This window comes from Pseudoduganella sp., from assembly GCF_041914865.1.
Classification (GTDB): Bacteria; Pseudomonadota; Gammaproteobacteria; order Burkholderiales; family Burkholderiaceae_D; genus Rugamonas.
In genome coordinates, this window is sequence record NZ_JAYSCO010000002.1 from 1 (window position 1) to 12,485 (window position 12,485).

11 protein-coding genes are annotated in these 12,485 nt (G+C 64.6%); 7 read left to right on the forward strand and 4 right to left on the reverse strand.

Annotation, left to right across the window (positions count from 1 at the left end; translation table 11 throughout):
• The 4 genes from ACE3TQ_RS00980 to recA all read right to left on the reverse strand — a co-directional run.
• Positions 1-680 (reverse strand): ATP-grasp domain-containing protein (locus tag ACE3TQ_RS00980; RefSeq protein ID WP_374580032.1); only part of this gene is annotated, 680 nt, incomplete at its 3' end.
• A gap of 59 nt (positions 681-739) precedes the next feature.
• Entirely contained in the window at positions 740-1,306 is a 567-nt protein-coding gene (locus tag ACE3TQ_RS00985) for a DUF2889 domain-containing protein (RefSeq protein WP_374580033.1), read from the reverse strand.
• Positions 1,307-1,436: 130 nt separating this feature from the next.
• On the reverse strand, positions 1,437-1,895 hold the full coding sequence (gene recX, locus ACE3TQ_RS00990) for a recombination regulator RecX (RefSeq protein WP_374580034.1): 459 nt from the start codon (positions 1,893-1,895) through the stop codon (positions 1,437-1,439).
• A gap of 131 nt (positions 1,896-2,026) precedes the next feature.
• Positions 2,027-3,100: a recombinase RecA gene (gene recA / locus ACE3TQ_RS00995; RefSeq protein ID WP_374580035.1), complete on the reverse strand. Its 1,074-nt coding sequence runs from the start codon at positions 3,098-3,100 to the stop codon at positions 2,027-2,029.
• Positions 3,101-3,229: 129 nt separating this feature from the next.
• Here recA and ACE3TQ_RS01000 point away from each other — a divergent pair, with 129 nt between their 5' ends.
• The 7 genes from ACE3TQ_RS01000 to ACE3TQ_RS01030 all read left to right on the forward strand — a co-directional run bounded on the left by ACE3TQ_RS01000 (position 3,230) and on the right by ACE3TQ_RS01030 (position 12,466).
• Positions 3,230-3,922: a response regulator gene (locus ACE3TQ_RS01000; RefSeq protein ID WP_374580036.1), complete on the forward strand. Its 693-nt coding sequence runs from the start codon at positions 3,230-3,232 to the stop codon at positions 3,920-3,922.
• Complete coding sequence (locus tag ACE3TQ_RS01005; protein ID WP_374580037.1) at positions 3,919-5,430, forward strand: sensor histidine kinase N-terminal domain-containing protein; 1,512 nt, start codon at positions 3,919-3,921, stop codon at positions 5,428-5,430. The genes ACE3TQ_RS01000 and ACE3TQ_RS01005 overlap by 4 nt, the downstream gene beginning before the upstream one ends.
• Positions 5,423-5,686, forward strand: a complete 264-nt coding sequence (locus ACE3TQ_RS01010; RefSeq protein WP_374580038.1) for a DUF4212 domain-containing protein — start codon at positions 5,423-5,425, stop codon at positions 5,684-5,686. The genes ACE3TQ_RS01005 and ACE3TQ_RS01010 overlap by 8 nt, the downstream gene beginning before the upstream one ends.
• Entirely contained in the window at positions 5,683-7,722 is a 2,040-nt protein-coding gene (locus ACE3TQ_RS01015; RefSeq protein WP_374580039.1) for a sodium:solute symporter family protein, read from the forward strand. Before ACE3TQ_RS01010 ends, ACE3TQ_RS01015 begins: the two co-directional genes overlap by 4 nt.
• A 45-nt stretch (positions 7,723-7,767) precedes the next feature.
• The gene (locus ACE3TQ_RS01020) at positions 7,768-8,199 is read left to right on the forward strand and encodes a DUF4124 domain-containing protein (protein ID WP_374580040.1); all 432 of its coding nucleotides are present in this window, start codon (positions 7,768-7,770) and stop codon (positions 8,197-8,199) included.
• Between the two features lie 281 nt (positions 8,200-8,480).
• On the forward strand, positions 8,481-10,466 hold the full coding sequence (locus ACE3TQ_RS01025) for an alpha/beta hydrolase family protein (protein WP_374580041.1): 1,986 nt from the start codon (positions 8,481-8,483) through the stop codon (positions 10,464-10,466).
• A 5-nt stretch (positions 10,467-10,471) separates the two neighbouring features.
• Positions 10,472-12,466 (forward strand): alpha/beta hydrolase family protein, encoded by a 1,995-nt coding sequence (locus tag ACE3TQ_RS01030; RefSeq protein ID WP_374580042.1) that lies wholly within the window; start codon positions 10,472-10,474, stop codon positions 12,464-12,466.
• Positions 12,467-12,485 lie beyond the last annotated feature (19 nt).

The window sequence follows — 12,485 nt, forward strand, 5'->3', positions numbered from 1 at the left end:
GGGTGGCGGAACAGCGCGTTGGCGTCGAAGTTGAACTTGGCGTCCAGGGCGATGACCTTGCCGGAACCGGTCAGAATCAGTGGGTTGATTTCAGCCAGGGAAGCGTCGGTTTCCCAGTAGGCTTTGTACAGGCCCTGCAGGTTGGCCACGGCGTCGGCAACGGATGCATCCGGCACGCCGATCTTGCGCGCCACGTCGGCGGCGTCGGCGTCGGTCAGGCCGACGGCTGGATCGATCACCACGTTGTGGATCAGCTCTGGGTGCTTTTCAGCGACTTCTTCGATGTCCATGCCGCCTTCGGAGGAAGCCATCAGGACAACGCGCTGGGTCACGCGGTCGGTCACCAGGGAAACGTACAGTTCCTTCTTGATGTCGGCGCCTTCTTCGATCATCAGGCGGCGGACTTTCTGGCCTTCCGGGCCGGTCTGGTGGGTCACCAGCTGCATGCCCATGATCTGGTCGGCGTATTCTTTCACCTGTTCCAGCGACTTGGCAACTTTCACGCCGCCGCCCTTACCACGGCCACCGGCGTGGATCTGTGCTTTCACAACCCATACTGGGCCGCCCAGGGTTTCAGCAGCTTTCACTGCCTCTTCCACGGACATGCACGGGATGCCGCGCGGTACGGTCACTCCGAATTTTCGGAGGATTTCTTTGCCTTGATACTCATGGATTTTCATGCTGGCTTTCCCTTCTTTCGAATACCTGTAGATTTGGTTAGATGTATTTTGTACAGCACCTAGGCTGCTTCCGTCTTGTTGACGGACCAGCGTGGGTAGAACTCGGCAACTGCCCCGCCATCGGTCTTGAGGGCGTGGCACTTGTCAAGCTGGAACGGTTTTTCAGTCGCAGTGCTGGAGCGCTCGTTCACCGGCCAGACGTCGTTGGCAAAGGCTTGCACGGCTGCCGTCGGCAGCACCTGGGCCAATTCTGTCAGGTGGGTACAGCCATGCACACCGGCCAGCCGCTCCTTGACCGCCTGGCGAAAACCCTTCATCAGGTTCAGGCCGATCAAGGCTTTGTAGGCTGGGCCAATCGTGTCGCAATGGCCGGGATAAGGAACGGCGTCCGAACATGCTTCGGCATCGACGATGGTCAGCTGCTTATCGACGGTCACGCGCAGCCACAGGTCGTGCAGGGCCTCGTTGGCCTTGCGCGGGCCGGATGCCAGCATGGTGTCGAAGGATTTGATGTCCGTGATATGGGCGTCAAGATCCCACAGGCCATCCTCGCGCGCGAACGCCTGGATGTCTATGGCGCGCGTGTGCCGCAGCGCTCGTCGGGAGACAGGATTTGACAGGGACATAAGACCGATGCCACAAAAGTGGCCAAAATTATAAGCAGCTAAAACAGTACGCCGCAGCTTCTACGGACAACCACCGCACCCGCGGTGCTGCATAAAACTATCGAAGTGTAGCATACCTGCCAGAGCGCTTTCAGCTTTCCTCATCAGGCATGGTGCCTTTCATGGCGGTGCGGATGGCTTTCTGCGAGAAGCCGCGCGCCATGAGGAAGCGCAATTGCTTTTGGCGGCCTTCGGGATCGTCGGCCACTTCGCCGAATTTGCGGCGCCAGACTTCGCAGCAGCGCTCGACTTCGTCTTCCTTCAGGCTTTCTTTGACTTCGGCCAGCATCTCGCCGCCGATGCCGTGGTGCTGCAGCTCGGCGACGATGCGGCTGTTGCCGTAGCGTGCCGCGCGGCGGTGTACCAGGTTCTCGGAGAAGCGTTCTTCCGAGAGCCATTTGTTTTGTTCGAGGAAGTTCAGCAGGGCTTCGACGTCGTCGCCCTCTTCCGCGTGGCGTTGCAGCTTGCGGGCGAGTTCGAGGCGGGAGTGCTCGCGCTGGCTCAATAGGCGCAGGGCGCGGGCTTTCAGGGTGGGTTTGGGGAGGGGCATTTTTTAAAACCCGGTAAACCAGGGTACGACCCAAGGGTCGGACCCTGGGTGTGCCGGAGCCGGTGGTCGTGGGGTAGATGGGGTCTGACCCTTGGGTCTGACCCTTGGGTCAGACCCCGCTTTACCGGGTCTTAGTCGACCGCACGCAGCTTCGGCGCTTCTTCGCCATCGTCAGTCACGGCAGGCAGCTCGCGCACGCCCAGTGCCGCGCGCACCTTGTTCTCAATTTCGCGCGCCAGGGCTGGGCGCTCTTTGAGGAAGGTACGGGCATTGTCCTTGCCCTGGCCGATACGGTCGCCGCCGTAGCTGTACCAGGAACCCGACTTCTCGACGATCTTGGCTTCCACGCCCAGGTCGATGATTTCGCCTTCGCGCGAGGTGCCTTCGCCATACAGGATGTCGAAGTGGGCTTCCTTGAACGGCGGCGCGATCTTGTTCTTGACGACCTTGACCTTGGTCTCGTTGCCAATCACCTCGTCGCCCGACTTGATGGAACCGGTACGGCGGATGTCCAGGCGCACCGAGGCGTAGAACTTCAGCGCGTTACCGCCGGTGGTGGTTTCCGGCGAACCGAACATCACGCCGATCTTCATACGGATCTGGTTGATGAAGATGACCAGGGTGTTGGTGCGGTTGATGGTGCCGGTCAGCTTGCGCAGCGCCTGCGACATCAGGCGCGCCTGCAGGCCTGGCAGGGAGTCGCCCATATCGCCTTCGATCTCGGCTTTCGGGGTCAGCGCGGCGACCGAGTCGACCACGATCAGGTCCACGGAACCGGAGCGCACCAGCGCATCGCAGATTTCCAGGGCCTGCTCGCCGGTGTCCGGCTGCGAGATCAGCAGCTCGTGCAGGTTGACGCCCAGTTTCTGGGCATACACCACGTCCAGCGCGTGTTCGGCGTCGATGAAGGCGCAGGTGCCGCCCATTTTCTGCATTTCCGCGATGGCTTGCAGGGTCAGGGTGGTTTTACCGGACGATTCAGGACCGTAGATTTCCACCACGCGGCCGCGTGGCAGGCCGCCCACGCCGAGCGCAATATCCAGGCCCAGGGAGCCGGTGGAGACAGTCTGCACTTCCTCGATCGGGGCGGATGCGTCCATGCGCATCACGGAGCCTTTGCCAAACTGCTTTTCAATCTGGGCCAGCGCCGCGGCCAGGGCCTTGGCTTTTTCCGATGCAGGTACTGCTGCTTTTTTGTCGTCCATGATGTTCTCTCGCGCTAAATAAGTTGGGTCACTACGGTGTACAGGCGGTACTGTATAAACAAACAGTGTTTTTGGCAACCCCTTTTTTGAAATCTTTGCGAAAGATCAAAGGCGGAGTACATTAGCCCTATGCGTATCCTATTAGCCGAAGATGACAGCGTCCTCGCGGACGGCCTGACGCGCTCGCTGCGCCAGTCCGGCTATGCGATCGATTGCGTAAAAAACGGGCAGGAGGCCGACACCGCCCTCTCGACCCAGGAATTCGACCTGCTGATCCTGGACCTGGGCCTGCCCAAGCTGTCCGGGCTGGAAGTGCTGCGGCGCCTGCGCGCGCGCAGCTCGCTGCTGCCGGTGCTGATCCTGACGGCTGCCGATTCGGTCGAGCAGCGGGTCAACGGCCTCGACCTGGGGGCCGACGATTATATGGCCAAGCCCTTTGCCCTGTCCGAACTGGAAGCACGGGTGCGCGCCCTGACCCGGCGCGGCCAGGGCGGCGGCTCCACCGTGGTCAAGCACGGCCCGCTGACTTACGACCAGGTGGGGCGCAGCGCCTATATCAATGAGCAGATGCTGGACCTGTCGGCGCGCGAACTGGGCTTGCTGGAAATCCTGCTGGCGCGCACCGGGCGCCTGGTCTCCAAGGAGCAGCTGGTGGACCACCTGTGCGAATGGGGCGAGGAAGTCAGCAACAATGCCATCGAGGTCTATGTGCATCGCCTGCGCAAGAAGATCGAAGTGGGCGGCATCCGCATCGCCACCGTGCGCGGCCTCGGCTACTGCCTCGAAAAATTCAACCCGCCGCCCGCGCCGGCTGCCAAGTGAACGGCGAGCAGCCAGCCGCCGACTGGGAGTACGCCCCGGCCGCCGAGGAACAGGAAATCCAGCATTCGCTGTTCGGCGAAATCCTGGACTGGATGCTGGCTCCCCTGCTGCTGCTGTGGCCCATGAGCATTGCCATCACCTACCTGGTGGCCAAATCGATCGCCAACCAGCCGTTCGACCATGCGCTGGAAGACACCGTCACGGTGCTGACGCAGCAGGTGCGCGAAGTGGGCGGCACCATCCCGCGCCTGCCGGCCGCCGCGCGCGACATCTTGCGCGCCGACGACGTGGACAACATCTATTACCAGATCAGCAGCCCGGCCGGCAGCCACGTGGACGGCGACCGTGACCTGCCGCACCCGAAAGTGGAGCCGGAGTCGGACAACTACCGCGCCGGCACGGTGGCCTTCCACAACGCCACCCTGCACGGCACGCCGATCCGCCTGGCCTATACCTGGGTCAACCTGCAGGAGGACAAGGCGCAGCCGCCGCGCCTGGCCCTGGTGCAGGTGGGCGAGACGCTGGAAAAGCGCGCCAAGCTGGCCAATGAAATCATCAAGGGCGTGATCCTGCCGCAGTTCATCATACTGCCGATCGTGCTGGCCCTGGTCTGGTTCGCCCTGTCGCGCGGGCTGCTGCCGCTGCGCGAACTGCAGGAGCGCATCCGCGCCCGGCCGTCGGACGACCTGAGCCCGATCCCGCCGCGCCAGGTGCCGGAGGAAATCACGCCGCTGGTGAAGTCGCTCAATGAAATGCTGGAGCGCCTCAAGCTGTCGATCGATTCGCAAAAGCGCTTCATCGCCGACGCCGCGCACCAGATGAAAACCCCGCTGGCCGGCATGCGCACGCAGTCGGAGCTGGCGCTGCGCCAGACCGACCAGGCCGAGGTGCACCGCTCGCTGGAGCAGCTGGCCAAGTCGTCCGAGGCTGCCACGCGCCTGGTCAACCAGCTGCTGGCGCTGGCGCGCGCCGAGAACCAGCCGCAGGCCGGCACCGCCATGCAGCCGCTGGAGCTGGACCTGCTGGCGCGCGACACGGTGCACGACTGGGTGCAGGCCTCGTTCAGCGCCGGCATCGACCTGGGCTACGAGCCGGCGCGCGAGGAGGTGCCGATTGCCGGCAATGCGCTGATGCTGCGCGAAATGCTGTCCAACCTGATCGACAACGCCTTGCGCTACACGCCGCGCGGCGGCGCGGTGACGGTGCGCGTGCGGCGCAGCGCCCAGCACGGCCTGCTGGAGGTGGAGGACAACGGCCCCGGCATCCCGCCGGCCGAACGCGGCCACGTTTTCGAGCGCTTCTACCGCATCCTGGGCAGCAATACCGAGGGCTCCGGCCTGGGCCTGCCCATCGTGCGCGAGGTGGCGCAGCAGCACGGCGCGGAAGTCGACCTGTTCGCCAACCCGCGCAGCACCGATCCCAAATACCCGGGCTGCCTGTTCCGCGTCAGCTTCCCGCTGCGCGTGGAGCCGCCGCCCGCCGACGACGAGGTACCGCATTTTGGATAAGCTCGAACGCCACTGGCGCCGCGTGCGCCGCATGACGGGCTGGCTGCTGGCCGGCTGGCTGCTGGCGACGTTCTGCATCATCTTCTTCGCGCGCGAGCTGAGCGGACTGTCCGTGTTCGGCTGGCCGCTCTCGTTCTACCTGGCGGCGCAGGGCGCCTCGCTGATCTACCTGGCCATCATCGGCTTTTATGCCTGGCGCATGAACGGGCTCGAGCGGCGCTACCGCAGCGAAACACGGCGCGGGGACGAAGCATGAAGACACCCTTCTTCCAGAAGCTGTCGCGCTACTACCTGATCTTCACCGCCTGTTTCGGCGCCTTCCTGCTGGCGCTGGCCATGCTGGAAAAGGAGGGCATGCCGCGCCTGTGGATCGGCTACATGTTCATGTTCGCCACCATCGTGCTGTACGCCGCGATCGGCGTGATCAGCCGCACGTCCAACGTGGCCGAATACTATGTGGCCGGGCGGCGCGTGCCGTCGCTGTTCAACGGCATGGCCACCGCCGCCGACTGGATTTCGGCCGCCAGCTTCATCTCGCTGGCGGGCGGTCTGTACCTGCACGGCTTCGACGGCCTGGCCTACATCATGGGCTGGACCGGCGGCTATTGCCTGGTGGCGCTGCTGATCGGCCCCTACCTGCGCAAGTTCGGGCAGTACACGATCCCCGACTTCTTCGCGGCGCGCTACGGCGGCAACTTCGAGGGCCGCGCGGTGCGGCTGATGGCGGTCAGCGCCACCATCATCATCTCCTTCACCTATGTGGTGGCGCAGATCTATGCGGTGGGCCTGATCGCCTCGCGCTTCACCGGAGTCGATTTCTCGGTCGGCATCTTCCTCGGCCTGGCCTCAATCCTGGTGTGCTCCTTCCTGGGCGGCATGCGCGCCATTACCTGGACCCAGGTGGCGCAATACATCATCATCCTGGTGGCCTTCCTGATGCCGGCCATGTGGCTGGCGGTCAAGCACGGCGGCAATCCGGTGCCGCAAGTCGCCTACGGCAAGCTGCTGCCCCAGCTCAGCGCGCGCGAAGCGCAGCTGGCGCACGACGAGAAGGAGGCCGAGGTGCGCGAGGTATTCATGCAGCGCGCCGAGGACTTCGGCGTGCGCCTGCACGGCCTGCCGTTCTCCTGGGATTCGGGACGGCAGGAGGCGCAGCACAACCTGGACGTGGTCAAGCAGCGCAACGGCTCGCTGCTGGAGATCCGCGCCGCTGAACGGGCGCTGGCCGACTATCCGAAATCGGTGGAAGAAGCGGCGGCCGTCTGGAGCGCGCAGCGGAATGCCAACCTGGCGCGGGCGCGGGCGCCGGTCAAGCATGCCGAGCCCTTCCCCGGCGCCAGCCGCGAGCAATCGGACCAGAAGCGCAACAACTTCCTGGCGCTGGTGTTCTGCCTGATGGTGGGGACCGCCGCGCTGCCGCACATCCTGATGCGCTCCTACACCACGCCCTCGGTGCGGGAAACGCGGGTCTCGGTGTTCTGGACCCTGTTCTTCATCCTGCTGGTGTACCTGACCATCCCCGCGCTGGCGGTGCTGGTGAAGTACGATATCTACAGCTCCCTGGTGGGCAGCGACTTCTCGCACCTGCCGACCTGGGTCTCCTACTGGGCCAATGTGGACAAGGCCAGCCCGCTGCTGTCGATCAGCGACATCAACGGCGACGGCATCGTGCAGCTGGCGGAAATCATGATCGAGGGCGATGTGCTGGTGCTGGCCACGCCGGAAATCGCCGGCCTGCCGTATGTGGTCTCCGGCCTGGTCGCGGCGGGCGGCCTGGCGGCGGCGCTGTCCACCGCCGACGGCCTGCTGCTGGCCATTTCCAACGCCCTGTCGCACGACGTGTACTACAAGATCGTCGATCCCAGCGCCTCGACCCAGAAGCGGGTGACGATCTCCAAGCTGCTGCTGCTGGCGGTGGCATTCATCGCCGCCTACGCCGCGTCGACCAAGCCGGGCGACATCCTGTCGCTGGTGGGGGCTGCCTTCTCGCTGGCCGCCTCCACCCTGTTCCCGGCCCTGGTGGCGGGCGTGTTCTGGCGGCGCGCCAACCACCAGGGCGCCATGGCGGCCATGGTGGCAGGCTTCTTCACCTGCATCTACTACATGCTGCACGCAAATCCCGTACTGGGCGGCAGCATCGACGGCCAATGGTTCGGCATTGCCGCCAATTCGGCCGGCGTGTTCGGCGTGCCGGTCGGCCTGGCGACGCTGGTGGCGGTCAGCCTTCTGACGCCGCGACCGGATGCGCGCGCCATGTCCCTGGTGCGCCACATCCGCACGCCGGAGCAGTGATAATTGGAGAACTTATGCGTATGCCTCTACTGCTAACATAATCCCATGAAGATATCTGCCTTTACCCTCGCCCTCTTCGCCGCAGCCGCGGGCAGTGCCAGTGCGGACACGATGTATAAATGTACCGACGCTAACGGCAAGATCACCTTCACCAGCCAGCCTTGTGGCGGGAAGAGCAAGGAACGCACCTTGAATGTGGTTGCGCCGCAAAGCGATGCCGTGAGCGCACGCCGGGCGGAAGACGCGGCGGAAAAACTCAGTGTGGCGAACGAGGAATTCAAGAAACGTGCCGCCGAGCGCGAGCGCGTCTCTGCCGAAGAGCGCCGGCAGGAAGCCCAGGCAGCACAGACTCGCGCCGACCGCCTGCGCTGGGCGCACAGCGAACTGCTCAAAAAAGAGTGGAAGGAAAGTGAAGAAGGGCGCAACCAGGCCAATGCACGGCGCCGCGCAGAGCGCGACCGCGGCATCTCTAACTAGCTTCTCCGACGCTTTCTTCGGGAATCCGGCTTTCCGTGGCGCCGTGCTTTCGCCCAGCCGACAACGGGCGCTGCAGACGCTGTAAGCCGTGATCGACAAGCTGCTACGCGCCAACCCTGTTCCGGGCGGCAGCATCGACGGTCAATGGTTCGGCATCAGGCCTGGGTACGCCGCACTAATGTGACAATTGGAGAGCTTTGTCATGCAGGTGATCTGATACCTTCCAGCGTCCGCCCGCCGTCGTGGACGGCCTGGCCGGTAATCACCACACATAAGACTACATGATCAAATATTTCCTTCCCTGCCTGGCGCTACTTGGCAGCCTGGCCCATGCCGCCCCGCCGCCAGCGCAGCACTTCTTCGAAGCCCCGCATTTCAAGCAAGCCATGATTTCGCCGAGCGGTCGCTATGTCGCGCTGCTGGTCGGCGACGGCAAACAGCGCGATGGGATGGTGGTGCTGGACACCGCCACGCGCAAGACCGTGGGCGGCGCGCGCCTGGAGGACAGCGACATCGGCGAGGCGCGCTGGGTCAACGACCAGCGCCTGGTTTTCACCATTGTCGACCACCGCATTGCGCCCGGCGACAAGCGCTTTGCCCCCGGCCTGTTCGGCATCAACCGCGACGGCAAGGAGCTGCGCCTGCTGGCCGACCGCGACAACAGCCGCGAAGGCACTGGCAGCAACATCACATCGCGGGTCGAGCCATGGAACACCTTCCTGATGAACGGGCGCGGCGCCCAGGATTCGGAATTCCTGTACGTGGAACGTCCAGTCTGGGACAAGCATAGCTACGTCATCGAACGCACCGACCTGGTTCGCCTGGATACGTCCCGTGGCGGCAGCACCATAGTGAGCCGCCCAGGGCCGGCGCAATACTGGCTGCTGGACCACAAAGGCGAGCCCAGCATCATGGCTGGCACCAAGGACGGCGTGGAAACCGTCTATTACCGCGACCCGGAAAACGGCAAGTGGCGCGCACTGGCAAGCTTTAACACCTATGAAGACAAGCAGGACGGCTTCGTGCCATTTGGCTTCTACAACGATAAGCACATGCTGGTGCGCACCCGCAGCGGGGGCGACAAGAATGCCCTGCACCTGCTGGACCTGGCCACCGGCAAGCTCGATCCCAAGCCGCTGGTCTCGCTGGGCGACTACGACTTCAGCGGCAGCATGGTGTACTCGGACAAGCGCCTGGTCGGCATTCATTATGTTGCCGACGCGCGCGCCAGCGTATGGTTTGATCCCGCCATGAAGGCGGCACAGGAGGCGGTGGACCAGCAACTGACCGCCACCGTCAACATCATCACGCCACCGGCCAAGCCCGAAACCCCGTGGCTGCTGGTGAGCGCCTATTCGGACCGCCAGCCGAGCGTCTTCATGCTGTACAACCGCGAGAGCAAGGAGCTGGTCGCCCTGGGCGGCAACCACCCATCCATCAATCCCGCCGAAATGGGCCAGCAAAGCATGGCCAAGGTCAAGGCGCGCGATGGCCTGGAGTTCCCCGCCTGGCTGACCATGCCGGCAAAGAAGGGCAAAAACCTGCCGCTGGTCGTACTGGTGCACGGCGGCCCATACCTGCGCGGCACCGAGTGGGGCTGGGACGCCCAGGCGCAGTTCCTGGCCTCGCGCGGTTACGCTGTGCTGGAACCCGAATTCCGCGGCAGCACGGGCTACGGCGACAAGCTGTTCCGGGCAGGCCTGAAGCAATGGGGCCTGAAAATGCAGGATGACATTGCCGACAGCGTCAAATGGGCGGTGGCGCAGGGCGTAGCCGACCCTGGCCGCGTGTGCATCATGGGCGCCAGCTACGGCGGCTACGCGACGCTGATGGGCCTGGTGAACGACGGCGATTTATACCGCTGCGGCGTAGCCTGGGCCGCCGTCACGGACCTGCCATTGATGCTCGATGGCGGCCTGTCCGTGCTGTCCGATGTCAGCGACGACTACCTCAAGTTCGGCGCCCCCGCCCTGATCGGCGACCTGGTCAAGGATGCCGCGCAGCTGGCCGCTACGTCGCCGCTGAAGCAGGCCGCCCGCATCAAGCGTCCATTGCTGCTTGCGCATGGCACCAATGACGTCCGGGTTCCGGTGGCCCATTTCAACAAGCTGCGCAGCGCGCTGAAGGAGCACAAGGCCGACGTCGAGTTTGTCGAGTATGTGGGCGAAGGCCATGGCTGGAGCGTCCTGGAAAACCGCCTCGACTTCTGGCAGCGCGTGGAGAAATTCCTCGACAAGCACATCGGCGCAGGAGCCAGGAAGGAGTGAGGCCGATGCTGCTGCGTGCCACGCTGTTCGCCATCGCAACCGGACTGGCCGTTGCGCCGGCGCTGCATGCCGCTCCCGGCGCGCCGCCGGTTGAAGCGTTCTTCGAGAACCCGGCCTTCACCGGGGCGCTGCTGTCGCCCAGCGGCAAATACCTGGCCGCCAAGATCGCCAAGAAGGGCGGCCGCAGCATGCTGGCCGTGCTCGACCTCAGCACGCGCAAGGGGGTGCCGGTGGCGTACTTTGAAGACACCGATATCAATCACGTGCAGTGGGTCAACGACCAGCGCCTGCTGTTCGATACCGCTGACCTGAGCGCCGCTGCGGGCCAGATCGAGTACGGGCCTGGCCTGTATGCGGTGAACCGCGACGGCAGCAAATTCCGCCAGCTGGCGCTGCGCACCGGCACGCCGTTCCTATCGCGCGCCGACGCGGACAAGCTGCTGCCCTGGCACACGTTCATGCTGCGCCAGGATGGCGCGCAGGATTCTGATTCGGTCTACGTGCAGGACTACCAGATGGGCGGGCCGGGCGACCTGCGGCGGATCAACCTGCTGCAGCTGAACACGCTGACCGGCCGCACGCAAACGGTCAGCGGACCGGGCGACGCCAAGGGCTGGCTGCTGGACCAGGCGGGCCAACCGCGCCTGGCTATCACACACGCGGAAGCCACCGTCGGCCTCCACCTGCGCGAGGGCGAGAGCTGGCGCAAGCTGGCCTCGTTCAACAACCACAAAGGCGGCGCGCAGGCGATGCAGGTGCTGGCCTTCGGCGACGGCAGCATCCTGTATGTGGCTGCCACGCGCGGCCGCGACCTGAGCGCCGTCTATCGCTACGACAGCGCCAGCGGGAAGTTGGACGACGCACCGGTCGTCGAGCTGCAAGGCTACGACTTCCACGGCAGCCTGGTGATCCGCGGCGGCAAGCTGCTGGGCGTGCATTACCTGCGCGACGGCGAAGGCACGGTGTGGCTGGACCCGGCCATGCAGGCCCTGCAGGCCGACATCGACCAGCGCTTGCCGGGGCTGGTGAACATGATTGAGCTGCCGCGCGATCCGCAGGCGGAAAATGTGCTGGTGCGCGCGTTCTCGGATAGCCAGCCCGCCATCTACCTGGTCTACAACCGCAGCAGCAAAACGCTGGAAAGGGTCGGCGAAACCCGTCCCGGCATCGATCCGGCGGCCATGGGCGTGCAGGAGCAGGTGAAGTATGCCGCGCGCGATGGCTTGCAGGTGCCGGCCATGCTGACCGTGCCGCGCGCCGCCAAGGGCAAGCGGCTGCCCATGGTGGTGATGGTGCATGGCGGCCCTTACCTGCGCGGCAGCACATGGGGCTGGGAGCCGCAGGTGCAGTTCCTGGCTTCGCGCGGCTACGTGGTGCTGGCGCCGGAGTTCCGCGGCAGCACCGGCTTTGGCGGCAAGCATTTCCGCTCAGGGTGGAAGCAATGGGGCCTGAAGATGCAGGACGATATCGCCGATGCCGTGCAATGGGCGGTCGCGCAAGGCTATGCCGACCCGCAGCGCGTGTGCATCATGGGCGCCAGCTACGGCGGCTATGCCACCTTGATGGGGCTGGTCAACGACCCGCAGCTGTACCAGTGCGGCGTGAACTACCTGGGCGTCACCGACATCCAGCTGCTGTACCGGGGCCACTGGTGGTACACCTCGGACATCTCCGAGGAGGCCAAGCGTTTCAGCATGCCCGATATGGTGGGCGACCCGGTGAAGGATGCGGAGCAGTTCAAGGCGACCTCGCCCATCGAGCAGGCGCACCGCATTACGCGCCCTGTGCTGCTGGCCTATGGCGGCCAGGACAAGCGCGTGCCGCTGGTGCACGGTACCCGCTTCCGCGATGCCGTGCGCAAGACCAACCAGCAGGTGGAGTGGGTGGAATACCCGGAGGAAGGGCACGGCTGGCAGAATCCGAAAAACCGCATCGATTTCTGGAAGCGGGTTGAGAAATTCCTGGACCAGCATATCGGCGCGGGGGGCAAAAAAGAGTAAGCTGGCGGCTCGTCCATCA

Coding starts and splice junctions, on each gene's coding strand:
- ACE3TQ_RS00985 (WP_374580033.1), bottom strand. CDS start 1,306: ATGTCCCTGTCAAATCCTGTCTCCCGACGAGCGCTGCGGCACACGCGC.
- recX (WP_374580034.1), bottom strand. CDS start 1,895: ATGCCCCTCCCCAAACCCACCCTGAAAGCCCGCGCCCTGCGCCTATTG.
- recA (WP_374580035.1), bottom strand. CDS start 3,100: ATGGACGACAAAAAAGCAGCAGTACCTGCATCGGAAAAAGCCAAGGCC.
- ACE3TQ_RS01000 (WP_374580036.1), top strand. CDS start 3,230: ATGCGTATCCTATTAGCCGAAGATGACAGCGTCCTCGCGGACGGCCTG.
- ACE3TQ_RS01015 (WP_374580039.1), top strand. CDS start 5,683: ATGAAGACACCCTTCTTCCAGAAGCTGTCGCGCTACTACCTGATCTTC.
- ACE3TQ_RS01020 (WP_374580040.1), top strand. CDS start 7,768: ATGAAGATATCTGCCTTTACCCTCGCCCTCTTCGCCGCAGCCGCGGGC.
- ACE3TQ_RS01025 (WP_374580041.1), top strand. CDS start 8,481: ATGATCAAATATTTCCTTCCCTGCCTGGCGCTACTTGGCAGCCTGGCC.
- ACE3TQ_RS01030 (WP_374580042.1), top strand. CDS start 10,472: ATGCTGCTGCGTGCCACGCTGTTCGCCATCGCAACCGGACTGGCCGTT.